Source organism: Streptomyces sp. NPDC020299, assembly GCF_044387825.1.
Classification (GTDB): domain Bacteria; phylum Actinomycetota; class Actinomycetes; order Streptomycetales; family Streptomycetaceae; genus Streptomyces.
Genome location: NZ_JBIRWL010000005.1, coordinates 128,342 through 152,480, shown reverse-complemented (window position 1 = coordinate 152,480; position 24,139 = coordinate 128,342). Strand labels below are relative to the sequence as shown.

Sequence of the window (24,139 nt, the reverse complement as noted above, 5' to 3'; positions counted from 1 at the left end):
GCCACGTGGGTGTCTTTGCGCAACGCTCCCGGCCGGGCCCCGGCCGTACCGGGTCTGCGCGCGGTCCGGGCAGGAGGATGACAGGCCGTGGTGTACCTCTTCAGCCTTCCCGCCGCGTGCCTGCTGGGCTTCGGCTTCGTGCTCCAGCAGCACGCGGCCGAACGCGAACCGCTGTCCTTGATGTTGTCCTTCCGGCTGCTGCTGGACCTCGCGCGAGTGCCCCTGTGGCTGGCGGGCATCGGCTGCATGGTCGTGGGCCAGATCCTCGGGGCGCTCGCGCTGACGCGCGGCAGCCTGGCCCAGGTGGAGCCGTTGCTCACCACGAACCTGCTCTTCGCGATGGCCCTCGCCCGGTGGATGGGAGATCAGCCGCTCGGCCGGTCGGGGTGGCTGGGGGCGCTCGCCCTCAGCGGCGGAGTGGCGGCCTTCGTCGTGGCGGGGCACCCGCACAGCGGTCAGGGCCAGGTCGGTGCGTTGCGGCACTGGCTCGTGATCGGCTGCGTACTGGGGCTGGCCGGGGTCCTCGTCGTCTTCGCCCAGCGCCTGCGGCTGCTGCGCAGGCCGCCTTTCCTGGCTGCCGCGGCCGGCACGCTCTACGGCCTCCAGGACGCGCTCACCCGCGTCAGCGGCGGCATCGTGGGTGCCAGGGGAATCAGCGGCCTGCTCGTCTCGTGGCAGCCCTGGGCCGTCGTCGCGCTGGCGTTGGTGGGTCTGCTGCTGGTGCAGAGTGCCTTCGAGGCCGGGCCGCTGCGCCTGTCCCTGCCGGCGCTGACCGCTGCCGAACCCCTGATCGGCATCGCCTGCGGCATCGGCTTCCTCCAGGACGAGTTGCGCACCGAGCCCGGCGCACTGGCCTGGCAGTCCGCCGGGGTGGTCGCGGTGATCACCGGCGTCTTCGTCCTCGGGCGGCACCCCGTCATGCCCAGCGGCGAGCGGCGGGGGCACTGAGCGAGCGGTTTCCCGGGGCGCGTGCCGCGAGCGCGTCCAGGAGGAGGTCCACGGAGTCGTCGAAGGAGCTGTCCGCCATGCCGGGCAGTTCGCTGCGGGTGGCGGTCAGCGCCGGGTACGACTCGGGGTCCAGGCCCTGGTAGACGTCGCGCCAGGCCCGCTGGTCGGCTTCGCGCTGCTGGCGGGGGAGCGCGTGGAACGCCGCGTCCGTGGCGGCATGGCTGAGCACGGTGTCGATGAAGGCGAGGTAGAGCCGTGCGGCGCGGGCGGGCTCGAAGCCGGCGGAGAGCAGCAGCCCGATTCCCGTCTCCACGGCCCTTATCTCGTTCTCGCGCCGGGTCACCCGGTGCGAGGCCATGGCGGCCGCCTTGGGGTGGGCGAGATATCCGGCGCGCACCCGCTGTGCCATTTCGCGCAGTGCGGCCACCCAGTCGTCCCCGGGCACGAAGCCCGCCATCGCGTCGCCGATGATCCGGTCGGCGATGGCGAGCACCAGGTCGTCGGTGTCGTGGAAGTAGCGGTACAGGGCGGTCGGATCGCAGCCCAGGGCCGCCCCCAGCCGACGCACGCTCAGCGCCTCGGGGCCGTGTTCGCCGATCAGCCTGAGGGCGGTCTCCACGATCAGGTCCTCCGACAGCAGGACGCCCGAGCGGGTGGGCCGGCGGCGTCTGCGTTCCTGCGGGACACGGGTGGGCATCCGGGGGTTCCTCTCGTCCGGGCCGGCTCGTAGGCGGCGTACCGACGGTGCGCGTAGCGGCGTACGGGCAGTGAACGGCCCCCGCCCTGCTTACGTCAACAGGATTGACGGAATGCGGGCGCCGGATGTTCCATCGCATTCCCGCGCGGCCCTCCCCGCCGCCGTCCTGCGAGGAGCCCACCATGTCCTCCCCGTCCTCCCCGTCCCCCGCGTCCTCTCCGAGACCACGACCGTCCGCCGAAGCACGCCCCGCACTGCGCCGTTCCCTCGGTGTCGTGGACGGCGTGGCCCTCGCCGCGTCCAGTACCGCCGCCACCACCAGCATCGCCATCGGCATGGGCACGATCGCCTCGATCGTGGGCCTCCAGGCTCCGGCGCTGTTGCTGCTGGCCTTCCTGCCGGTCCTCGGCATCGCCACCGCCTACGCCCGGCTCAACCGCTCGGAACCCAACTGCGGCAACGGCTACGTGTGGGTCGGCAAGTCCCTCGGCCCCTGGCCCGGCTTCCTGACTGGCTGGGTCACCCTGGTCGGTTCGGTCATCTTCTGCGCCTACACGAGCGCGATCATGGGCTCGGTCGTCCTGGTCATCGCCAACCGTGCCGGTCTGCACAGCCTCGCCGGCATCACCCTCGATCCCGGGTCCACCGGTGTCACCACGGCGGTCGGTCTGGTCATCCTCCTCGCCCTCGCCGCCCTGACCGTCACCGGGATGCGCGCCGCCACCCGGTTCCAGTTCTCCCTGCTGGTCTTCGAGTACACGGTGCTGCTGGCCTTCTGCGGCTGGGCCCTGGTCTCCGGCCACCACACCATCTCCCTCTCCTGGTTCAACCCCTTCGCCATCTCCGACGGCACCGCGTTCGCCCAGGGCATGGTCCTCGCGGTGTTCTTCTTCTGGGGCTGGGACGCCGCCTTCAGCGTCAACGAGGAGACCAGGCGCGTGGACGACTCCGCCCGGGGAAGCTTCATCGCCCTGTTCGCCATGCTCGGCCTGTTCCTCTTCGCCTCGGTCGCCTTCCAGCGGGAGATGAGCCTGCCCGAGCTCGTCCGGAACGGTCCCCAGGCCCTTCCCTACCTCGGTGCGAAGCTGGCCGCCGAACCCTGGGCCACCTTGCCCCTGATCGCCCTGATGTTCTCCGCCGTGACCTCCGTCCAGGCCACCCTGATCCCGACGGCGCGCGGACTGCTCGCCATGGGCCGGGACCGGACCATGGGGCAGATGTGGACCCGTGTCCATCCGCGATACGGCACCCCCGCCGTCGGCACGGTCGTCGTGATGGCCGTCGCCTCCGTGATCGCCCTGCTCGCCGTGGCCATCCCCAAGCTGAGCGACATGCTGCTGACCGCGGTCAACGCCATCGGCCTGATCGTCGCCCTCTACTACGGCCTCACCGCGCTGGCCTGCGCCGTCCGCTTCCGCTCCGCCCTGCGCGAAGGACCACGCGAGGCGCTGCTCGCGGTCGCCGTACCCGGCGCGTCCAGCCTGGTCCTCCTGGGCCTCGGCGGCTACCTCGGATACTCGTACCTGACCATGAGCGACCACTTCGAACTCAGCCCGGACAACGGCTGGTTCATGTTCTCCCTGCCCGCCGCCATCGTCCTGTTCGGCCTGGGCATGGCCGCCGTCGCCAAGTACGTCCGCCGCTCGCCGTACTTCACCACCGGACGCGGCACCGACGCCGAAGCGCTGACCCTGCCGATGGACCGCACGGCGGTCTGACCCCCCTCTCCCCCACTCGGAGTTCCCTCACATGACGCATTCCCAGGCCACGGGCCCCGCCGATCTCGTGCTGACCGGCGGTCCCGTGCACACCGTGGATCCCGCCCGCAGCCGTGCCACCGCGGTGGCCGTGCGCGGCGGGCGGATCGCCGCCGTCGGCCACGACGAGGTGCACGAGCTGATCGGACCGGGCACCGAGGTCGTCGACCTCGCCGGGAAGCTGCTGCTGCCCGGCTTCCAGGACGCCCATGTCCACCCGCAGGGCGCGGGCATCGAGCTCGGCCTGTGCCATCTCGGCGACACCGTCGACCCGGCCGAGTACCTGCGCCGGATCAAGGCGTACGCGGACGAGCACCCGGACGCCGAGTGGATCACCGGTGGCGGCTGGTCCCTGGAGGCGTTCCCCGGCGGCTCCCCCACGGCCGCCGCCCTCGACGCGATCGTCCCCGACCGGCCCGTCTTCCTGCCCAACCGCGACCACCACGGCGCCTGGGTCAACAGCCGGGCGCTGGAGCGGGCCGGCATCGACTCCCGTACCCCGGACCCGGCCGACGGCCGGATCGAGCGGGACGCCGAGGGCAACCCGACCGGAATGCTCCAGGAGGGCGCGGTCCACCTCGTGGGCAGGCTGGTGCCCGACCCGACGCCGGAGGAACAGCTGGCCGCCCTGCTGCGCGCACAGGCCGTACTGCACTCCTGCGGCGTCACCGCCTGGCAGGACGCCATCATCGGCACCTACACCAACATGACGGACCCGGCACCCGCCTACCAGGCCGCCCTCGACCGGGGTCTGCTCACCGCCCGCGTCGTCGGCGCCCTGTGGTGGGACCGCGAGCGCGGCGCCGAGCAGCTTCCCGAACTCGTCGCCCGCCGCGCGGAGTTGAGCAGGGGGCGGTTCCGGGCCGGGACCGTGAAGATCATGCAGGACGGTATCGCGGAGAACCACACCGCCGCCCTGCTCGACCCGTATCTCACCGGCTGCGGCTGCTCCTCCGGCAACAAGGGCATCAGTTTCGTCGAGCCCGAAGCGCTGAAGAAGTACGTCACCGAACTCGACGCGCTGGACTTCCAGGTCCACTTCCACGCCCTCGGCGACCGCGCGGTGCGCGAGGCGCTCGACGCCGTGGAGGCCGCCCGCCGGGCCAACGGCCACCGCGACACGCGGCACCACCTGGCCCATCTCCAGGTCGTCCATCCGCACGACATCCCCCGGTTCCGGACCCTGGGAGCGACCGCCAACCTGCAGATGCTGTGGGCCGCGCACGAACCGCAGATGGACGAACTGACCCTGCCCTTCCTCGGTGCCGAACGCGGCGCCCGGCAGTACCCGTTCGGCGACCTGCTGCGCGCGGGCACGACACTGGCCGCGGGCAGCGACTGGCCGGTCAGCAGCCCCGATCCGTTCCAGGCCATCCATGTCGCCGTCAACCGCATCGCCCCGGACGCCCCCACGGGCACCCCTGTCTTCCTCCCCGAACAGGGCCTCGACCTGGGTACCGCCCTCGCCGCGTACACGGCCGGCAGCGCCTACGCGAACCATCTCGACACCACCACCGGCAGCATCACCGTAGGAAAATCGGCCGATCTGATCGTCCTCGACCGCGACCCGTTCGCGGCCCCCGCCGAGGAGATCGCCACCACCCGCGTTCTGCAGACCTTCGTCGAGGGCCAACGCGTCCACGCGGCTGCCGACGCCTGATCCGGGGGCCGCGTCCCACCGACGGGCGGCGGTCCCGCCGGCCGTCATGCCGGCCGGGGCACCGGGGCGGGCAGGTCCTGCACCTCCAGGCTGATCAGCTGCTCCGGGGCCGGGTCCGGCAGTTCGGCGACGCGCTGGGCCTGGCGTTCGGTGATCTCCTGGAAGATCTGGCGCGCCGAGCGGCCGTTGCCGAATCCCTCGGTCCGCGGCATCCGCTCGAACAGCAGGAGGAGTTCCGCACGGGCCACGGGGGTCAGCTCGTAGCGCAGGCGGGATTCGCTCAGGGCCGCGGCCTGGCCATACGGGCGTGCCGTGCGGCCTTGAACGTCTCGGGCAGGAAGCGGTGTTCGAGGGCGGTGCGCCGGGTGGTGAAGTCGCCTCCGACGACTTGGGCCTGCCCGTCCATCATCGCCAGGAAGCCCTGACGGGCGACGTCCTTGCGGCTGTTCTTCTTCATGCCGGGGCCGAAGGCGGTGTTGTTCATGCCGGCGCGGGCATGGAAGTCGCTGTCGGTGGCGCCGGGCATGAGCGTGGTGACGCTGACGCCGTGTTCCTTGAGTTCTTCGCGCAGACCGAGGGCGAACATGCGGGTGAAGGCACGCGACGGCCCGTACACGGTCTCGTAGGGCGTGGGCAGGGTGGCGGAGAGGGACGAGGTGATCAGGATGCGGCCGCGCCCGTTGGCCGCCATGTGCCGGGCGACGTGCTTGGCCAGGTGGACGACGGAGGTGACGTTCAGCTCGATCAGGCCCAGCTCGTCGTCGAGGTCGGTGTCCAGGAAGGCCCCTCCGATGCTCCGCCCGGCGTTCAGGACCGCCGCTTCGAGCGGCCGGCCGGTCTTCTCCACCGCGCGCCACACGGTTTCCACGCCGTCGGCCTCGGCGAGGTCGGCGCGCACGGCGGTGACGTCGCCGCCGTACCGGGCGAGGTCGGCTGCCGCCTTGTCGATTTTCTCGCTGCGGCCCGTCGCCACCAGGTCGAATCCGTTGATGGCGAACAGCAGCGCCAGTTCGTGGCCGATGCCGGAGGAGGCTCCGGTCACCAACGCCAGCGGACGGTGAGAGACAGTGCCGCTCACGGGGTGCTCCGTTCCGTCGAAGAGGGATGGGCGGGCCGAGGCCGTACGGGTACGGCGGCCCCGGCGGCGTTCCAGCTGGCCAGCAGCCGCCAGGCCTCCTGCGAGGCCCGGTCCTGCGCCGGCATGTAGAGGAACAGGGTCTGGTCGTCCTCGCCGGGCATGGTGAACGCCTGGTAGTCGATGGTCAGCGGCCCGACCAGGGAGTGCCGGAAGCGCTTCTGGCCGAAGGTGCGGTTGAGCACCTTGTGCTGGTCCCACCAGCGGCGGAATCGCTCGCTCTTCATGGTGAGCTCACCCACCAGCTCGGCCGTGCGGGCGTCGTCGGGATGCCGCCCGGCGTCCAGCCGGAGGATCGCGGTCATCTCCGCGGCGATCTTCTCCCAGTCCGCGTACAACTCCCGCGCCTCGGGGGCCAGGACGATCCAGCGGGTCAGGTTGCGTTCCCGGTAGGGCATCGCGTCGAAGTCGGCCAGCAGCACCCGGCACAGGTGATTGGTCGCCAGAACGTCCCCGCGCCGGCCGAGGATGAATCCCGCGTGGTCGCCGAAGGAGTCCAGGAACCGGCGCAGCCCCGGCCGCGCCTTCTGCACGGTCGGCGCACTGCGGCGGGCCTTGGCCGGCTTGGGTTTCACCAGGTCGAACAGGTGGGCGCGTCCGGCGTCGTCCAGGCGCAGCGCCTCGGCGATCGCCTCCAGCACGCTGTCCGACGGCGTGATGTTCCGTCCCTGCTCCAGTCGCGTGTAATAGTCCGTGCTGACGCCGGCCAGCTGCGCGACTTCCTCGCGCCGCAGGCCCGGCACGCGCCGGTGGGCCCCGCTTTCCGGCAGGCCGGCCGATTCCGGTGCGATGCGGTCGCGGCACCGGCGCAGGAACTGGCTGAGATCGACGTTGCTGGCCATGTCTTCCATGTTCCCCGTTCCGGGCCGCCGAGGCGGCGGGCAAGGGGGGTCGCTCTGTCCTAGGAAGCCGTCCGCGGAAGCCGTATCCGAAACCGTCTCCGGGGAGGAACGCCCTGCCCGGGAGTACCCCTGGCCCCGTTCACGGCCGTATCTCGTAGACCGCGTTGAACGCGGTCACCGCGGCCTGCCGGAACCGGGTGAAACCGGCCTCGGTGGCCAGGTCGCGCACCACCGATTCGCCGGCCTGCGCGCCCAGTGCGTAACCGCCCTGCTGCGAGAGGGAGTTGGGCACGCAGAGGAACGTGGAGCCGCTGTAGTACAGCCGGCCCACCGGGTTGAAGTTCTCCTCGACCCGGTCGGAGGCGAACGGTTCCACCAGCAGCCAGGCGCCGTCCTCGGCCAGGGCCTGCCGCACCCGGCGGGCGGCCCCGAGCGGATCGCCCATGTCGTGCAGGCAGTCGAACATGGTCACCAGGTCGTAGTCCGTCCCCGCGAAGGTCTGGGCGGTGGCCACCTCGAAGGTGACCCGCTCGGCGACCCCGGCCTCGGCGGCCTTCTCGCGGGCCAGCTCGATCGACTCACGGTGGTAGTCGGAACCGGCGACCGTCGTCCGCGGGTACGCCTCGGCCAGCAGCACCGCCGACGAGCCGAGGCCGCAGCCGACGTCGGCGACCCGGGCCCCTTCGGTGAGCCTGGCGTCGATCCCGTCCAGCGCGGGGATCCAGTTCGGGACCAGCTCGGCCTCGTAGCCGGGCCGGAAGAAGGCGTCGACCCCGACGAACACCTCCTCGTCGTGCTGGTGCCAGCCGAAGCCCTCCCCGGCGCGGAACGCGTCGGCGATACGGGGCTCGGCACGCAGCATGCCCAGGGCGAAGCGGAAGGCGGCCGCGACATCGGGACCGTTCGGGTCGGCCAGGCAGAACGCCTGCTCCTCGCTCAGCGCGAACCGGCCGGCCTCCGGGTCGTAGCCGACGTAGCCGCCCGCGGCCTGGCCGCGCAGCCACTCGGTGAGGTAGCGCGGATGACAGCCGGTGCGCTCCGCGAACTCCTCGGGTGTCGCGGGGCCCTCGGCGAGCGCGCGGTACAGGCCGAGCCGGTGGCCGAGGGCGACGGATCCGGCGGCCTCGGTCGCCGCGAGGTCGGTCACGAAGCGGCCCAGGAACTCGTTGATCTTCTCGTGGTCGATCTTGTCGTGGTCCATTTTCCCGTTCTCCCTTCCTGCCGGACCGGCTGTGCGGTCACACCAGGAAGGCTCGGCGCGCCCACTGTCACGGCCCTCGCACGGGATATCGTCGTACTACCACGTCCAGTTTTATCCGTGTCATACATATTTGTACTGATTTGCACGAGCGTGCAGCACACCGGGAGGCGCCATGACGGACGGGCCACAGCCGCCGTCGGTGCGGGTGGAGGTCCTCGGGCCCCTGCGTCTCCTCGTCGACGGTTCCCCGGTGGAGGTCCCCGGTCCGCGGCGGCGCGCGGTGCTCGCCCTGCTCGCGCTCGCCGAGGGGCGGTCCGTGACCGTCGGCCGGCTCGTGGACGCCCTGTGGCCGTCGGGGGTGCCCGCGTCGGGGCGGCAGGCCCTGCACAACCACATATCCCGGCTGCGCGGGCACCTCGGCCCCGCGGCGGACAGGCTGGAGACACAGCACGACGGTTACCGGCTCGCCCTCCGGCACGGCGAGTTCGACCTGGCACGGGCGCGGGCGATGCTCACCAGGGCACGGGAGCAGGCACAGCGGGACCCGGCCGGCGCGTGCGCACTGCTGCGGGAGGCGCACGGACTGTGGCGCGGACCGGTGCTCGCCGACCTCACCGACGTCGATGCCGTGGCCGCCGCGGTCGAGGAGTGCCGGCAGCTGGGCCGCGAGGTGACCGACGCACTGATCGGCGCCGCCGTCGCCGCGGGACAGGCCGAGGGGGTGCTCGGTCTCGCCGCTGCCCAGGCGGCCGCCGACCCGCTCCGGGAACCCGCGGTGCTCCTGCACATGCGGGCGCTGGCGGCGACCGGGCAGGCCCCGGAGGCGTTGCGCGTCGGACGGGAGTACCGGCGCCGTATGGTCGACGAGACCGGCCTCGATCCGTCGCCCGCCCTGGACGACGTCGAGAAGGACCTCTGCGGCGTGGGCACCGCGCCCGCGCCCGCCCGGCCGGTCACCCGGCTGTTCGGCCGCGACTCCCAGATCGCGTCCCTGCACCGGCTGCTGGCGGCCGAGCGCCTGGTCACGCTCGTCGGGGCCGGCGGCGTCGGCAAGACCCGCGTCGCCTGTGAGGTGGCCCGGCAGAGCGGCGCGGCGACGGTCCTGCGCCTCGCACCGGTCACCGATCCCGCCGCCGTCCCGCACGCGCTGGCGGCGGCACTGCAGCTGAGGGTCGACCACGGGGACGTCCTCGCCGCCTGCGTGGCCGTGCTGGCCGAGCGCACCGGTCTGCTGGTGATCGACAACTGCGAGCACCTGCTCGACGCCGTCCGGGACACGGTGGACGTGATCCTCGCCCGCTGTCCGGGCATCACGCTGCTGGCCACCAGCCGCGAGCCCCTGGGGCTGGCCGCCGAACACGTCTGGCGGCTGCCGCCGCTCCCGCTGCCCCGCCCCGGCCGGGATCCCGCGGAGGCGGCGTCCGTGGCGCTCTTCCTGGACCGGGCCCGCCGGGTCCGCCCCGGCCGGCCCCCGGCCCGCGCGGAACTGGCCGCGGTCGCCGATGTCGTGCGGCGTGTCGACGGGATACCGCTGGCCATCGAACTGGCCGCCGGCAGGCTGTCCACGTTCTCCCTCGGCGATCTCCGACGGCGCCTGAACCGTTCACTCGACCTGCTCGGTGGTGGCAGCACCAGCGCGGAGTCCCGGCACCGGACACTGCGCGCGACCGTCGAGTGGTCGTACCGGCTCCTCTCCGAGGACGAACAGCGGCTGTTCCGGCACCTGTCGGTCTTCGCCGACGGCGTGGACCTCGACACCGCCGAGCGGATCGCCACCGACCTGGAACCGGCGGGAGACCCCGGCAGCGCGGTGGCCCGCCTCGTCGACGCCTCCATGATCGACGCCACGTTCGACGGGACCACGCGGTACCACATGCTCGACACACTGCGGGCGTTCGGGCTTGACCGGCTCGCGGCCCTCGGCGAGGACGAGGCGGCGGCGGAGCGGATGGTGCGGTGGGCCGTCGAGCTGACCGGACGGTTCCGCGCCGCCATGGCGGCGGAACGGGAGCCCGCGGCCGACGCGGAACTGCGCCGCGAGCCGGCGAACCTGCGGGCCGCGTGGCGGCTGGTCCGCGGCCGGGGGCTCCTGGACTACGCCGTCGCGATGGTCGTCGGCCTGTTCGACGCGATCGCCTACCGCGACCTCGTCGAGATCCGGGACTGGGCGGAGGAACTGGCCGCCGACCCGGCACTCGCCGGCCACACGGGCGCGGGCCTCGTCCTCGGGGCCGCGGGCGAGGCCGCCTACCATCGCGGGGACTTCGTCCGCGCGGAACGGCTGGCCCGCGCCGGGCTCCGCGCCGGGCCGGAGAGGAACGCCGGAGGCGAGGCGCCCTGGCAGTGCCTGATGGTGCTCTCGGTGGCCGAGTTGGCACGCGGCGCCCACGACGCCGCGGTGGAGCACGCCCTGGCCTCGGCCGATCTCGTCGGTCCGCACCGGGAGGGCCTGGGCATCGCGGCCCTCGCGAAGGCCTACGCGGGCGCCCCTGACGCGGCGCGCCGGCTCAACGAGCGGGGGTGGGCCGAGGCGGTGTCGCCCTCGATGCGCGCCTGGGGTGCCTATGTCGCGGGGGAGATCGAGAACCTGGCGGGCCGCGGAGAACTCGCCGAACGGCATTACGTCGAGGCCGTCGACCTCGCGTGTGCCTCCGGCGCGACATTCCTCGTCGGCGTCTCGGCCGTGGGCCTGCTGTCGGTGCGTGCCGCGCGGGGCCGGGTCCACGAGGCTCTGGAGGGCTACCGCGACGTCATCGGGTACTTCGCCCGCACCGGCAACTGGACCCATCTGTGGACCACCTTGCGCAACCTCGCCGACCTGCTGCACCGGCTCGGGGACGACGAGTCGGCAGCCCTGATCGACGCCGCGGCGGACCGGGCCCCGGACGCACCCGCGGTACCCGGCGCCCGGCACACCACGACACATCGGCCGGTCCCCGGCCGGTCCGCCGTACTCGAACTGGCCCAGCAGGCCATCGAGCGGAACCTCACCAGGGGCCGGCTGAGCTCTCGTTAGGACGAGTTCGCCGCCGAGCGGGAGAGCCGGCCGCTGCCACCGTCGCCGGGGCGGCTGCCCGGTCGCGGGGCCAGGAGACGCGGCTTAGCGTTGATGGCAAGACGCGTCCCAGCGGGGGACGCCACGGCGGGCGCGTGGCCGGCCTGCTTCGGGAGGGGTCCCAGTGGGTACCGTCTCGTTCCTCCTCATCGTGGTCGTGCTGACGGCTCTGGCCTTCGACTTCACCAACGGCTTCCACGACACGGCCAATTCGATGGCGACGTCGATCGCCACGGGGGCTCTGGCACCGCGCGTGGCCGTCCTCGTCGCGGGGGTACTGAATCTGGCGGGCGCGTTCCTGTCCACGGCGGTCGCCAAGACGATCTCCGGCGGCATCGTGGACGATGCCAGAGTGTCCCTGGTGATGGTCTTCGCCGGGCTCGTCGGCGCCCTGTTGTGGAATCTGCTGACCTGGCTCGCCGGGCTGCCGTCGAGTTCGTCGCACGCGCTGTTCGGCGGGCTGATCGGTGCTGTGTGGGTCGGCGCCGGCGGATCCGCGGTGCAGTTCGGGGTGATCGTGGAGAAGATCCTGATCCCTGCCGTCCTCTCGCCGCTCGTCGCCTGCGCCGTGGCCGTGCTGGGCACCTACCTCGCGTACGTCATCACCCGGCGGTCGGGCCCCGAGCGGGCCCGGCGCGGATTCCGCAGGGGTCAGATCGGTTCGGCGTCGCTGGTGGCGCTCGCCCACGGCACCAACGACGCGCAGAAGACCATGGGTGTCATCACCCTGGCCCTGATCTCCGCCGGGGTGCTCGCCCACGGCTCCGGGCCGCCCTGGTGGGTGGTGCTCTCCGCCGGGCTGGCCATCGCGCTCGGCACGTACGCGGGCGGCTGGCGGATCATCCGCACCATGGGCAAGGGGCTCACCGACATCGAGGCCCCGCAGGGCTTCGCGGCCGAGACCGGCGCGACGGCCGTGATTCTCGCCTCGTCCCACATGGGATTCCCCCTGTCGACCACGCAGGTGTGCACCGGCAGCATCCTGGGCTCGGGCCTGGGCCGCAGGATGGCCGAGGTGCGGTGGGGCGTGGCCGGACGCATCGCGCTGGCCTGGCTGTGCACGCTGCCCGCGGCGGCCGCCATGGGCGGCGCGGCGGCCTGGACAGCCAGCCGTGGCACCATGGGTGTGGCCCTGGTCGCCGCCGCCGCGGCCGCCTCGGCGGCCGGGTTCTGGGCCCTGTCGCGCCGCCGCCCCGTGACCCCGGACAACGTCAACGAACCGCCCGCCCGACTGCCCGAGCACGTGCAGCAGACAGCGGCGTGAGAGCCGGGCGGCCGGCGCGTCCTGCGGCGAAGGGAGGCGGGGCGATGAACATCCACTGGGGCAGCCTCGGCACCGTGTTCGGCGTGAGCCTCGGGATCACTCTTCTCACGGTCGTACTGTTCTCCCTCGGCGTCGCCGCCTGGCCCCGGGGCGACGACGGAGAACGCACCCTCGGCACCAACCGGCCGGCCGCCGCCGCGGCAGCGGTGCTGTGCTTCGCCGCATGCCTGGCGGTCGCCGCCTACGGGCTCGCGCTGATCGTCGGCGGCTGATGTGAAAGGGAGTTGGGCCTCGGGCCTGTCCGGCGGATCAGGTCGCGGGAAACGGGCGGTGCCTCGTCGACGCCGGTGAGCGGGGCTTGGTGCGGCCGGCTGCAAGGCGGAGGATGGCGTCGACGCGGAGCATCGGCCCCACGTCTGCGACATGATCCGCCGGACAGGCCCTAAGGGGTCCTTGCACCCTGATCGGGCGCTCATAGTGCAAGGACCCCTAAGACCCGCAGGCCTCGGACTCGGCGGGCTCCGGCTGTGCCAGGCCGGCCGTCCACTTCTCCTCGATCCGGCCGACCTTCCACACGAGCAGGGCGACGGCCCAGGTGGCGAAGAACAGGCCGACGATGACGTAGCCGATGATGTTCAGGTCCAGGCCGGAGACCCAGTCCCAGAAGGCTCCGTGCAGGTCTGCCTTCTCGGCGATCAGGCCGAGGAGTTCGACGGTGCCGATGATGAGGGCGACGGCGACGGACAGCCCGGTGATCGTGAGGTTGTAGTAGACCTTGCGGACCGGCTTGGAGAACGCCCAGCCGTAGGCGAAGTTCATGAACGAGCCGTCGATCGTGTCCAGCAGCGACATCCCGGCCGCGAACAGGACCGGCAGGCACAGGATGGCGTACCAGGGCAGTCCGGAGGCGGCGCCCGAGCCGGCGAGGACGAGCAGCGCGATCTCGGTGGCGGTGTCGAAGCCCAGGCCGAAGAGGAGGCCCAGGGGGTACATCTGCCAGGGCTTGGTGATCGACTTCATCAGGCGGCCGAGGATGCGGTTCATGAAGCCGCGGTTGTTGAGCTGCTCCTCCAGGGCCGCCTCGTCGAAGTGGCCGGAGCGCATCTGCCGGAAGACCTTCCAGATGCCGGCCATGATCAGCAGGTTGATGATCGCGATGACGTAGAGGAAGGTCCCCGAGACCGTCGTACCGATCCAGCCGGTGACGCTGTGCAGCTCGGAGTCGTCGTTCTCGACGGGCCCCGCCAGCTCCTTCACACCGAGGGAGAGCAGGAGGGCGAGGGCGAAGACGATCGAGGAGTGGCCGAGGGAGAACCAGAAGCCGACGGACAGCGGACGCTGCCCCTCGTTCATCAGCTTGCGGGTGGTGTTGTCGATGGCGGCGATGTGGTCGGCGTCGAAGGCGTGCCGCATGCCCAGGGTGTACGCGGTGACGCCGATGCCGACGCCGAACGTCTTGGAGCCCAGGCTGTAGTGCTCGGGAGCGACGATCGCGACGAGTGTGAACCAGCCGATGACGTGCAGCGCCAGGACGAAGGCGGCCATCCCGCCGACGCCGGCCCATTCCTTGCGGGTCATCGACGTGCGGATGCGGTGCCCGGCGGAATCGGGAGCTGTGGTCATCAGGGGGCGGGCCTTACTGCTCGGTGAGCGGCCGTCTTCAGCCGCACCTTCCAGGCTTCTGCGACCACCTTGCAAGTACAAGCTGAGCGCCGTAAAGATCGAGTCAGCTTTCAGCCAACACCACCCTCTTGCATATGATGCGCAAATGCATGACTACCGCATCAGGGTGGCGACGCCGGCCGACCTCGACGGGGCGCGGGCCGTGATGCTCGACGCCGTGTACCGCGACTTCGGCACCGGCTACGTGCCGGGCCGGCACGCCGACATCATCGATCCCGAGGCGTTCTACCTCACGCCACCCCGGCACACCTTGCTGGTCGCGGTCGCCGAACGGGACGGGACGGTGGCCGCCACCGCCGCACTGGACGCGCAAGGCCCGACACACCCGCCGAATCCGCGCCGGCTGGCGCAGAGGTATCCGTCAGGGGAAACGGCACAGCTGCGACGGGTGTACGTCCGTCCCGAACACCGCAGGCGCGGACTGGCCCGACGCCTGGTGGCCGGATTGCTGGACTTCGCGAGGAACGACGGGGGTTACCGGTCGGTCTACCTGCATACGTATCCCCACTCACCAGGAGCGATGGCCCTGTGGCAGGCGCTGGGTGAGGTGGTCTGCGACGAGCGGGACGACGTGCCGGGCGGCGGGAGCGGCGTGGTGCATTTCGAGATCACTACTTTTTAATGATAATCATTTTCGAGTAACCTGTGACTCCCCCTGAGGCACCAGAGGCAAGTGACGAGGACCATGAAATCTCCCCGCTCCCCGCTGACAGCCGGCCTGCTGCTCGCCCCGCTGCTGGCAGGCTGCTTCTCCTCCGCTGACGGCACATCGTCTGCCGGTTCGCCGGACTCCGGCGGTGGCAGGCGCCTCAGGGTGGCGCTCGCCTTCCCGCCGGCGCAGAACTTCTCGCCGTACGGCCAGGACGCCCTCCATCTGTCCCGGCTGGGGGTCGCCGAGGGCCTGACCCGGCTGGACGCCAACGGCACCGCGGTCCCCGCGCTCGCCGAGTCGTGGAGCAGCGAGAAGGCCGGCCGCAGCTGGCTGTTCACCCTCAGGGACGCGAGGTTCCAGGACGGCGGCAGGGTCACCGCGAAGGCCGTCGCCTCCGCCCTCACCCAGGCCGCCGAGGCCCGGCCCGCCCCTGCCGCGCTCTCCGGTACCCGGCTGACCGCTCAGGCCGCGGGCGACGGCCGGGTCCGGGTCAGCACCGGCAAGGCCGATCCGGTCCTGCCGCTGCGGCTGTCCAACCCGAACCTGGCGGTCTTCTCCCCGAAGGCGTACGGCGAGAAGGGCACGGTGAATCCCGCAGGCACCGCCACCGGACCCTTCGAACTGACCGAGATCAGCGGCGATACGGCGGCCACGCTGGACCGATTCGACGACTCCTGGGGCGGACGCGCCCAAGCCTTGGGCATCGACGCCAGGTTCGTCGCCGACGGCACGGCCCGCGCCAACGCTCTGCGCACCGGCGAAGTGGACATCGCCGAGGCCGTCCCCGTCGGGCAGATCGCCTCCCTCGACGAGAAGACCGTCCACGAGACGAACACCGCCCGCGACACCAGCCTGCACCTCAACACCCGGACCGGCGTGTTCGCCGATCCGGCGATGCGCGGCGCGGCACGCGAGGCCGTCGACACCTCCGTCATCGCCAAGGACGTCTACGAGGGCCACGCCGAACCCGCCCAGGGCCTCTACGGCCCCGCCCTGACCTGGGCCTCCGGCAAACGGAACGCGCCGACCGGGCGGGTGAAGGCCGCGGACCCCGACGGCAGGAGCATCAGGCTGGCCACCTATGACAACCGTCCCGAGCTGCCCGAGGTCGCCCAGGTACTGCAACAGCAGCTGCGGAAGGCCGGATTCAAGGTGAAGCTGGAGGTCCGCGACTACTCGCGGCTGGAGAGCGACGCGCTGGCGGGCAGGTTCGACGCCGTCGTCCTCTCCCGGAACACGATGCTCGACACCGGCGACCCCGTCTCCGTCCTGGCCTCCGACTTCACCTGTGACAGCAGCTACAACCTGTCGCTGCTGTGCGACAAGAAGGCCGACGCGGCCGTCGCCGAGGCCCAGGCCGTCTCCGAGACCGACGGCCGGCGGAACGCCACGATGCGGGCCGAGGCCGCGATCCTCGGCAGCGACGCGGTCGTTCCGCTGGTCCACCTGCGGGTCGTCACGGGCATCGGCCCCTCGGTGCGGGGCACGGTGCTCGATCCGTACGAGCGGACCTTCGATCGCCGGATTCATCTGGCTGGGGTACGCGGACGCGACCTGGGCCGTGATCGGCGCGGTGTTCGTGATCGGTTTCGCCGCCGCGCTGTTCTCCCCCGCCGTGGAGTCCGAGGTGGCACGGCAGGCGGTGGTCCGTGAGCAGGAGGGCCACGGGCAACGCACCCGAGTCCTGGCCCTGTTCACCGTGGCGGGCCAGGCCGGCGCCTTCGCCGGCCCGCTGCTCGGCGCGCTGCTGCTCGCCGTGGACTTCCGCACCGCCTGTCTGTCCGGGGCCGGCATCTTCGTCCTGATCCTCGCAGGCCACGCCCGGCTGATGCCGCGGCACATCCCCGGCCGCGCCCCCGTCCGGGAACGGGGCGGAGTGCGCGCGATGCTGCGCAACCGCCGCTTCCTCGCCCTGTGCTGCGCCTACGGCTCCTACCTGCTCGCGTACAACCAGCTCTACCTGGTCCTGCCGGCCGAGGTGGGGCGCGCGGCGGGCTCCCAGGCGCCGCTGTCCTGGCTGTTCGCCCTCTCCTCCCTGCTGGTCGTCTCCGCCCAGCTCCCGCTCACCCACTGGGCGGCGCGACGACTCGACCTGCGCCGTTCCATGGCTTACGGGCTGCTGCTCATCGCCGCCGGCTTCGCCGTGGTGGCCGCCGCGCGCCCGGCCGGCTGGACCGGCACGGCGGGCCTCCTGCCCGCCGCGGGCTTCGTCGTCCTGCTCACCGCCGGCCAGATGCTGGTCACCCCGGCCGCCCGCGCCTGGCTGCCCGACCTCGCCGAGGACGGACGCATCGGCCTCTACACCGGCGCGCTGTCCTCCGTATCCGGACTGATCGTCCTCATCGGCAGCTCAGCCACCGGCTCCCTGCTCGGCCTGGACCTCCCGCCGGGCGTCCCCTGGCTCGTCCTCAGCGCGGTTCCCGCGCTCGCGGTGGGTCTGCTTCCCCGCCGCCCCGGTGAACCGGGGCCGCCTCACCGTCCGGTGGCCACCGCTCAGCCATGACGCCAAATCCCTTTGCCAGGTGACTTGTTGTGGCTCAAGACTGAGGTCATGCTCGGATTCGCCAGCACCGAGAACGAAGCCCTCGTCTCCTGTCTGGGCGACCCACAGCGCGCGGTCGCGGCCTACCACGCACTGCTCAGGCGCGGTGCGGACGCGATGCGTGCCATCCGCGCCGGCCTGCGCCATGAGAACGCGGCGGTTCGCGAGGGCTGCTGCCGGCTTCTCGACCACCTCGTCGACACCGAGTCCATGGACGAACTCGTCGCCATGGCCGACGACCCCGACGCCCGGGTCAGGATCTCGGCCTTCCATGCCCTGGCCTGCGACCGGTGCAAGGGCGACACCTGCGCACCGGGAGCGGACCGGGTCCTCGAACCGGCGCTGCGCCACCTCGCCTCCGACCCCGACCCGCACGTCCGGAGCATGGCCGCCGAACTCGTCGGCAGGTTCGCCCATACCGACGCCCGCGCCCGCACCGCCCTGGAGGCGACCCACGCCCAGGACCCGAGCCCGGCCGTGCGGAAGAAGGCGGGCTGGTACACACCCGGAGGACCCATCTACGAACGGAGCACCCCACTCGGTCCCAAGTAGCGGGAGCACATGGGGCGTTTCGGCGTGAAGTAACGATACTGCGGCAATGATGGGCTTTCGGCCGTTCCGCAGGGCGCGGCGTAACCGAATTCTGTTCACATGTGCACTAAAATGCATAACGCCCGGATGATGCCGCCGCAACCATGAACTGTCAGGCGCCCAGGAAGCGAAGGATCGCGGCCCACCGGGTCTTCACGTCCGCGAATCAGATGATGTCGACTGCCTGGTTGGAGCCGCAACCCGGCGGCCTCGGTCGCCGGGTCTCTACCCCTCAGGGAGGCCCCCGTGTCGAAGTCTTCTTCCGCCGCCTGTGTCGAACCCCGTGTCCCCAGCCCGCGGCGGCTGGGCGGTTCAGAAGCGGTGGTGATCGTGATCGTCATCTGCCTGAGCTCCGTTCTGGCAACGGTCGCCGGGATGACCGTCCCCGACGTGCTGCGCCTGCTGGCCGGAGCCGGCACGGTCGCCGCCCTGGTGATCGGCCTGGTCACCCAGGCACCCCTGCGGAGCCTGCGCCGGCTGCTGGGCGCTCTGCTCGCGCCATCGCTCTGAGGCCCCACGTGTGCGTGCCCTATCCCCGCACCCGGCCCGATACTTGCCAGCCGCGGGAGCGGTAGACGACGTAGGGCCGGGCCACATAGGCGAGTGGCGGCGCGAACGCGTGGACGAGGCGGCTGAACGGCCACAGCGTGATGAGAGCCAGGGCCAGGAGCGCGTGCAACCGGTAGACGAGCGGTGCGTGCGCCATGGCGGTGACGTCGGGGTCCAGGGTGAACAGGCTCCGGAACCAGACGGCGACGCCGAGCCGGTAGTCGTAGGGGTTGGCCACCGAGGAGGCGGTGGCGGTGAGGCCGGCGAGCAGGACGAGGGCGAGCAGCGGGTGGACCGCCCGGTCGCTGCGGCTGGTCGCGCGGCGTACGGCGGGTACGCGCAGCCGGCGGTACAGCAGGAGGGCGAGTCCTGCGACCGCCGCGACGCCCGCCGCGCCGCCCATGGTCAGGGCCACGGCGTGGTACTGCTCCTCGCTGATCCCCAGGCGCCGGGTGAGGGCTTCGGGGACGAGCAGGCCCATGACGTGGCCGCCGATGACGAGGAACAGCGCGTAGTGGAACAGCGGGCCGCCGATGCCCAGCAGCCGGGACTCGTGGAGCTGGCTGGAGCGAGTGGTGAAGCCGAAGCGGTCGTAGCGGTAGCGCCAGGCGGTGCCGGCGACCAGCACGGCCAGGCAGAGGTAGGGCAGTACGCCCCACAGCGCGATGCGCAGGTGCGTCATCAGCGGCGTACTCCTTCGTCGAGGGTGGCCCGGACGGCGCGGATCACATCGAGATAGGGGCTGCCCTCGGCGGCGAGCCCGGTGGCGAGCAGGGCGAGGGCGCCGCGGTGCTCGTGCAGCACGGCATGGCCGGCGGCCGGGCAGCGCGCCGCGAACTCCAGGACGGCGGGGAGGTGGTCGGGCAGTTCACCGCCGGACGGCTCCCAGCCGTACTGCCGGTAGCGGGCCTTGAGCGCGACGAGCGAGGCGCCCCGGCGCCGGGTGTCGCCGTCCGTGTAGTGGGTCAGATGCAGGGTGCGGCGACGGCTGCGGTCGAAGGTGGTGACGTACTGGGCCGCCAGTTCGAGCAGCGGGATGTCGGCGGTGCGGCGGCAGAACCGCAGCAGGAACTCCGCCGCCGGGCCGGACAGCCCGCCGATCGACTCCAGCACCAGGGTGCGGTGGGCCGGCCAGCGCTGGTCGGGGTAGTGCAGGAGCAGGGAGGCCGCCTGGTGGACGGCTCGGTGCTGGTTCATCGCGGCGGCTCGGCCTTCCGTTCGGGGAACAGCCCTCGCGGCCGGCCGTGTCCGTTCCAGTTGAGCAGATTGGCCCGGCCGCGCAGGCCGTCCCGCGCCCCGGGGTCGGCGCCGGTGGCCGCGGGCACCGGCGGGGCATGGAAGGCGGCCCCCGCGTCGGGGCCGGTGCTCGACAGGTCGTGCTTCTCGTACCAGGTGGCGGCCGGCAGCACCACGTCGGCCATCAGCGTCGTCGATGTCATCCGGAAGTCGAGTGCGAGCAGCAGGTCGAGCTTGCCGCGCGGTGGCTCCTCGTGCCACACGAGGTCGTGCGGCCGGGCTTCGGGCGGGGCCTGTTCCGCGGTCGCGTTGTCACTCGCGCCGAGCAGGTGGCGCAGGAAGAACTCGTTGCCCTTGGCCGAGGAGCCGATCAGGTTGGCCCGCCAGACCGTGAGGACGCGCGGCCAGTTGGCCGGGTCGTCGGGGTCCTCGCAGGCGAACGACAGTTTCCCGGAGGCGAGTTGGGAGGCCACCCACTCGTCGGGCTCGTGTCCGCTGCTGCGCACGGCACGGCCGAGGTCGAGCGGGTTGGCGGAGAAGGTGGGGGCCGAGGGCATCCAGCCGAGCCGCATCGACTGGGCGACCAGGTCGGCGGTGTGCCGTCCCGCGAACAGGCCCTTGCCGGTGGGCGAGGCGAGGGCGTCGGCGGCGTGCGCGTCGTAGCGCCACTGGTCGGTGTGCAGGTACCAGTACGGTGTCCCGGCCATCTGCCGAGAGGGGCGTACCCAGTCCGCGGCCGACTGCAACTGCTGCCACCCGGCGTAGGGGCGCACCTTTTCCTGGCCCACGTAGTGGGCCCAGCCGCCGCCGTTGACGCCCTGGCAGCCGGTGAGCAGCAGCAGGGTGAGGAAGGAGCGGTAGATGGTGTCGGAGTGGAACCAGTGGTTGGTGCCGGCGCCCATGACGATCATGCAGCGGCCGCGGGTCTTCTCGGCGGTGTGCGCGAACTCGCGGGCCAGGCGCACCACCGAGTCGGCCGGCACCGAGGTGATCGCCTCCTGCCAGGCGGGGGTGCAGGGCTGGGAGGCGTCGTGGTGGCCGGCGGGCCACTCGCCCGGCAGTCCCTCGCGGGCGACTCCGTACTGGGCGAGCAGCAGGTCGAACACCGTGGTGACCCGTCGTCCGCCCAGGTCGCGCACCGGGACCCCGCGTGCCGTGGGGGGACCGCCGTCGAACCGGGGCAGCAGCACGCGGACGGCGTCGGCTTCCGTGCCCGTTCGGTACAGGGTGAGCTGCGGCTCGACGTCGCCGAGGTCGAGGTTCCAGCGCCCTTCGCCGCGTTTCGACCAGCGGTCGCCCAGGGTGCCGTTCGGTACGACCGGGTGCCCGGATCCGGCGTCGAGGAGCACCGGTTTCCACGCGGCGTGCCCGTCGTCCCCGTCGGGTCCGAGCATGGCGGCCGTGACGAACTTGCCCGGGACGAACACGCCGTCGTGCTCGTCGAGTTCGACCAGGAACGGCAGGTCGGTGAAGCGCCGGGCGTAGTCGGTGAAGTACGGCACCTGCCGCCGTACGAAGAACTCGTCGAGGATCACATGCCCCATGGCCATCGCCAGGGCGCCGTCGGTGCCCGGGTGCGGGTGCAGCCACTCGTCCGCGAACTTGGTGGCGTCCGCGTAGTCCGGGGAAACCACGACGACCTTCTGGCCCCGGTAGCGGGCCTCGGCCATCCAGTGCGCGTCCGGCGTCCGTGTCACCGGCACGTTGGAACCCCACAGCATCAGGTACGCGGCGTCCCACCAGTCCCCGGACTCGGGTACGTCCGTCTGGTCGCCGAACACCTGCGGCGAGGCGATCGGCAGGTCGGCGTACCAGTCGTAGAAGGTGAGCATCGGCGCGCCGATCAGGGACATGAAGCGGGCGCCCACCGCGTGCGAGGCCATCGACATCGCCGGGATGGGTGAGAAACCCGCCACCCGGTCGGGGCCGTGGACGGCGATGGTGTGCACATGCGCGGCGGCGGCGATCTCGAGGGCTTCCTCCCAGCCGACGCGCACGAGGCCGCCCTTGCCGCGCGCCGACTGGTAGCGCCGCCGTTTGCCGGGGTCGCCGGTGACCTCGGCCCACGCCGCCACGGGATCGCCGAGCCGCGCGCGGGCCTCGCGGTACATCTCCAGGAGGACGCCTCGCACATGCGGGTGGCGCACGCGCGTCGGCGAGTAGGTGTACCAGGAGAAGGACGCGCCGCGCGGGCAGCCGCGCGGCTCGTACTCGGGCCGGTCGGGGCCCGTCGAGGGGTAGTCGGTCTCCTGGGTCTCCCAGGTGATCAAGCCGTCCTTGACGTACACCTTCCACGAGCACGAGCCGGTGCAGTTCACGCCGTGAGTGGAGCGGACGACCTTGTCGTGGGCCCAACGCTCCCGGTAGGGAGCGTCGTTGACGCCCTGATCGGTGCGGAAGACCGCCCGCAGATCAGGTGTGGTCGCGGTCCGTCGCAGTATGCTTCCCGCTCTCAGCAGTTGATCGGCGGCCAGACCCGCCGCTCGCTCCGCTTCCCGTCGGGCACCGCGCCGTCCCACTGTGCTCACTCCCTCTGCAGTCGGTTCCGCTTCCGTAAGCGTCGAGCATGGTGACGCTGAGCGTTCGCGTAACTACGCAGAGTTGATGATGTCTATACGGTACTTTTCTTGCCCTTTGCAATAGTTGTACACGGCACGGGGATTCGGGGCGGTGCGGGCGGCCCTCTTCCGTGGCCGCATCGAGATCATTCCGCAACGCTCCGGGGCGCACGTTCCCACCTCAGGCGACGTCATAGTCACAGTCACAGGAACAGAAGGCGGCGTCGACCGGCACAGGGGGCGGACGAGATGGAGCGGTTACGGATGAAGCGGCTGCGCGGTGCGCTGCTCTCGCTCACGGCGGCGGGCGGCCTGCTGCTCACGGGGTGCAGCGCGGGTGGTGCCGATTCCAGCGTCGACGGCCCGAACCGCGGGGCCCTGCCGGCTCCCGCCCCGGCACAGAGCCAGGGCTCGACGACCGACGACTCCGGCTCGCCGTCCGGCCATCTGTCCACCTTCGCCCTGGACGTGGACACCGCCTCCTACGGCTACGCGCGCCGGCAGCTCGGCGAGGGGCGCAGGCCCGAACCGTCCACGGTCCGGCCCGAGGAGTTCGTCAACAGCTTCCGCCAGGACTACCGCCGCCCCGACGGCAACGGCTTCTCGGTGACCGTCGACGGCGCCCGCACGGACAAGGCGGACTGGTCACTGGTCCGGGTCGGCCTCGCCACCCGGGAAGCGGACCCGGAGGGCGAACGCCCGCCCGCCGCCCTCACCTTCGTCGTGGACGTCTCCGGCTCCATGGCCGAGCCGGGCCGCCTCGACCTGGCCAGGAAGTCCCTGGACACGATGACGGACCGGCTGCGCGACGACGACTCGGTCGCGCTCGTCACCTTCAGCGAGGAGGCGGAGACCGTCCTGCCGATGACCCGGCTCGGCGGACACCGCCGTGAGGTCCACGACGCCATCGACGGTCTTGAGGCGGACTCCTCCACCGACCTCGGCGCGGGCGTCGAGACCGGATACGCCACGGCGGTCGAGGGCCTGCGCGAAGGCGCCACCAACCGCGTCGTCCTCATCTCCGACGGACTCGCCAACGACGGGGACACCGACCCCGATTCCATCCTCGAGCGCATCGCGACGGCCCGCCGCGAACACGGCATCACCCTCTTCGGCGTCGGTGTCGGCAGCGACTACGGCGACGCCCTCATGGAACGCCTCGCCGACAAGGGCGACGGACACACGGCCTACGTGTCGGACACCGATGACGCGCGGAAGGTGTTCGTCGAGCAACTCCCGCAGAACATCGAACTGGCCGCCCGCGACGCCAAGGCCCAGGTGGCCTTCGACCCCGCGACGGTCGCCGAGTTCCGCCTCGTCGGCTACGACGACCGCCGGGTCGCCGACGACGACTTCCGCGACGACCACGTGGACGGCGGCGAGGTCGGCCCCGGCCACACCGTCACCGCCCTCTACGCCGTGCGCACCCGGCCCGGGCATGACGGCCACCTCGCCACCGCCACCGTCCGCTGGCTCGACCCCGCCACGCGCGCCCCGCACGAGGCCACCGGCGACCTGGAGACCGGCACCCTGCGCACATCTGTCTGGAGCGCCGGTCCCCGTTTCCAAGTCACGGCTGTCGCCGCCTACTTCGCCGACGCGCTGCGCTCGACGGACCCCGACAGCACCCCCCTGCCGGGCGCCCCGGACCTCGGGACCCTCCACCGCCACGCCGCCGCCCTGGCCCGCACCACCGAGGACCCCGCGGTACGGCAGCTCGCCCAGGCCATCGAGGAGGCCGGTTACGGACTGGGCTGACGGCACCTTTC

Annotated in this window: 20 protein-coding genes and 1 pseudogene; 12 read left to right on the top strand and 9 right to left on the bottom strand. The window is 72.0% G+C overall.

Annotated features, from left to right (window positions below):
- Positions 1 to 87 precede the first annotated feature (87 nt).
- A complete protein-coding gene (locus tag ACH45E_RS15050) occupies positions 88 to 948 on the top strand; it encodes a DMT family transporter (protein WP_361438862.1) in 861 nt (286 codons plus the stop codon).
- Here the strand turns inward: ACH45E_RS15050 and ACH45E_RS15045 are convergent.
- Positions 917 to 1,645 carry a TetR/AcrR family transcriptional regulator gene (locus ACH45E_RS15045; RefSeq protein ID WP_361438864.1) on the bottom strand — a complete coding sequence of 243 codons (729 nt, stop codon included), beginning with the start codon at positions 1,643 to 1,645 and terminating at the stop codon, positions 917 to 919. The genes ACH45E_RS15050 and ACH45E_RS15045 overlap by 32 nt on opposite strands.
- 182 nt (positions 1,646 to 1,827) lie before the next feature.
- On the opposite strand from ACH45E_RS15045, the gene ACH45E_RS15040 reads away from it, so the two are divergent.
- Positions 1,828 to 3,363, top strand: a complete 1,536-nt coding sequence (locus tag ACH45E_RS15040; RefSeq protein ID WP_361438866.1) for an APC family permease — start codon at positions 1,828 to 1,830, stop codon at positions 3,361 to 3,363.
- 31 nt (positions 3,364 to 3,394) lie between these two features.
- Positions 3,395 to 5,062: an amidohydrolase gene (locus ACH45E_RS15035; RefSeq protein WP_361438868.1), complete on the top strand. Its 1,668-nt coding sequence runs from the start codon at positions 3,395 to 3,397 to the stop codon at positions 5,060 to 5,062.
- Positions 5,063 to 5,106: 44 nt separating this feature from the next.
- Here the strand turns inward: ACH45E_RS15035 and ACH45E_RS15030 are convergent, their stop codons facing one another.
- The 4 genes from ACH45E_RS15030 to ACH45E_RS15015 all read right to left on the bottom strand — a co-directional run bounded on the left by ACH45E_RS15030 (position 5,107) and on the right by ACH45E_RS15015 (position 8,240).
- Entirely contained in the window at positions 5,107 to 5,310 is a 204-nt protein-coding gene (locus ACH45E_RS15030) for a hypothetical protein (protein WP_361438870.1), read from the bottom strand.
- Positions 5,311 to 5,342: 32 nt separating this feature from the next.
- Positions 5,343 to 6,140, bottom strand: coding sequence for an SDR family NAD(P)-dependent oxidoreductase (locus tag ACH45E_RS15025; RefSeq protein ID WP_361438872.1), 798 nt, complete (start codon positions 6,138 to 6,140; stop codon positions 5,343 to 5,345).
- Complete coding sequence (locus ACH45E_RS15020; RefSeq protein WP_361438874.1) at positions 6,137 to 7,039, bottom strand: helix-turn-helix transcriptional regulator; 903 nt, start codon at positions 7,037 to 7,039, stop codon at positions 6,137 to 6,139. The genes ACH45E_RS15025 and ACH45E_RS15020 overlap by 4 nt, the downstream gene beginning before the upstream one ends.
- Before the next feature lie 139 nt (positions 7,040 to 7,178).
- Positions 7,179 to 8,240: a class I SAM-dependent methyltransferase gene (locus ACH45E_RS15015; RefSeq protein WP_361438876.1), complete on the bottom strand. Its 1,062-nt coding sequence runs from the start codon at positions 8,238 to 8,240 to the stop codon at positions 7,179 to 7,181.
- Between the two features lie 172 nt (positions 8,241 to 8,412).
- Here ACH45E_RS15015 and ACH45E_RS15010 point away from each other — a divergent pair, with 172 nt between their 5' ends.
- From ACH45E_RS15010 to ACH45E_RS15000, 3 genes are all read left to right on the top strand, one after another.
- Complete coding sequence (locus ACH45E_RS15010; RefSeq protein ID WP_361438878.1) at positions 8,413 to 11,256, top strand: BTAD domain-containing putative transcriptional regulator; 2,844 nt, start codon at positions 8,413 to 8,415, stop codon at positions 11,254 to 11,256.
- Between the two features lie 163 nt (positions 11,257 to 11,419).
- Entirely contained in the window at positions 11,420 to 12,559 is a 1,140-nt protein-coding gene (locus ACH45E_RS15005; RefSeq protein WP_361438880.1) for an inorganic phosphate transporter, read from the top strand.
- A gap of 44 nt (positions 12,560 to 12,603) precedes the next feature.
- The gene (locus tag ACH45E_RS15000) at positions 12,604 to 12,831 is read left to right on the top strand and encodes a hypothetical protein (RefSeq protein WP_361438883.1); all 228 of its coding nucleotides are present in this window, start codon (positions 12,604 to 12,606) and stop codon (positions 12,829 to 12,831) included.
- 217 nt (positions 12,832 to 13,048) lie between these two features.
- Here the strand turns inward: ACH45E_RS15000 and ACH45E_RS14995 are convergent, their stop codons facing one another.
- On the bottom strand, positions 13,049 to 14,182 hold the full coding sequence (locus ACH45E_RS14995; RefSeq protein WP_361438885.1) for a HoxN/HupN/NixA family nickel/cobalt transporter: 1,134 nt from the start codon (positions 14,180 to 14,182) through the stop codon (positions 13,049 to 13,051).
- A 145-nt stretch (positions 14,183 to 14,327) separates the two neighbouring features.
- Between ACH45E_RS14995 and ACH45E_RS14990 the strand changes: the two genes are divergently transcribed.
- The 5 genes from ACH45E_RS14990 to ACH45E_RS14970 all read left to right on the top strand — a co-directional run bounded on the left by ACH45E_RS14990 (position 14,328) and on the right by ACH45E_RS14970 (position 18,537).
- Positions 14,328 to 14,864, top strand: coding sequence for a GNAT family N-acetyltransferase (locus ACH45E_RS14990; protein WP_361438887.1), 537 nt, complete (start codon positions 14,328 to 14,330; stop codon positions 14,862 to 14,864).
- 63 nt (positions 14,865 to 14,927) lie between these two features.
- A complete protein-coding gene (locus ACH45E_RS14985; protein ID WP_361438889.1) occupies positions 14,928 to 16,547 on the top strand; it encodes an ABC transporter substrate-binding protein in 1,620 nt (539 codons plus the stop codon).
- Positions 16,468 to 17,397 (top strand): MFS transporter, encoded by a 930-nt coding sequence (locus ACH45E_RS14980; RefSeq protein WP_361438891.1) that lies wholly within the window; start codon positions 16,468 to 16,470, stop codon positions 17,395 to 17,397. The genes ACH45E_RS14985 and ACH45E_RS14980 overlap by 80 nt, the downstream gene beginning before the upstream one ends.
- A gap of 48 nt (positions 17,398 to 17,445) precedes the next feature.
- Positions 17,446 to 17,988, top strand: coding sequence for a HEAT repeat domain-containing protein (locus tag ACH45E_RS14975; RefSeq protein ID WP_361438893.1), 543 nt, complete (start codon positions 17,446 to 17,448; stop codon positions 17,986 to 17,988).
- Between the two features lie 285 nt (positions 17,989 to 18,273).
- Positions 18,274 to 18,537, top strand: coding sequence for a hypothetical protein (locus ACH45E_RS14970; RefSeq protein ID WP_361438895.1), 264 nt, complete (start codon positions 18,274 to 18,276; stop codon positions 18,535 to 18,537).
- A 19-nt stretch (positions 18,538 to 18,556) separates the two neighbouring features.
- Here ACH45E_RS14970 and narI read toward each other — a convergent pair whose 3' ends face one another.
- The 3 genes and pseudogenes from narI to ACH45E_RS14955 form a co-directional block, all read right to left on the bottom strand.
- A complete protein-coding gene (gene narI / locus ACH45E_RS14965; RefSeq protein ID WP_361438897.1) occupies positions 18,557 to 19,258 on the bottom strand; it encodes a respiratory nitrate reductase subunit gamma in 702 nt (233 codons plus the stop codon).
- Positions 19,258 to 19,773, bottom strand: coding sequence for a nitrate reductase molybdenum cofactor assembly chaperone (gene narJ, locus ACH45E_RS14960; RefSeq protein WP_361438899.1), 516 nt, complete (start codon positions 19,771 to 19,773; stop codon positions 19,258 to 19,260). The genes narI and narJ overlap by 1 nt, the downstream gene beginning before the upstream one ends.
- Before the next feature lie 104 nt (positions 19,774 to 19,877).
- Positions 19,878 to 22,331: pseudogene (locus tag ACH45E_RS14955) on the bottom strand (molybdopterin-dependent oxidoreductase); the annotation flags it as partial.
- Between the two features lie 303 nt (positions 22,332 to 22,634).
- Here ACH45E_RS14955 and ACH45E_RS14950 point away from each other — a divergent pair.
- Positions 22,635 to 24,128 carry a von Willebrand factor type A domain-containing protein gene (locus ACH45E_RS14950; protein WP_399040746.1) on the top strand — a complete coding sequence of 498 codons (1,494 nt, stop codon included), beginning with the start codon at positions 22,635 to 22,637 and terminating at the stop codon, positions 24,126 to 24,128.
- Positions 24,129 to 24,139 lie beyond the last annotated feature (11 nt).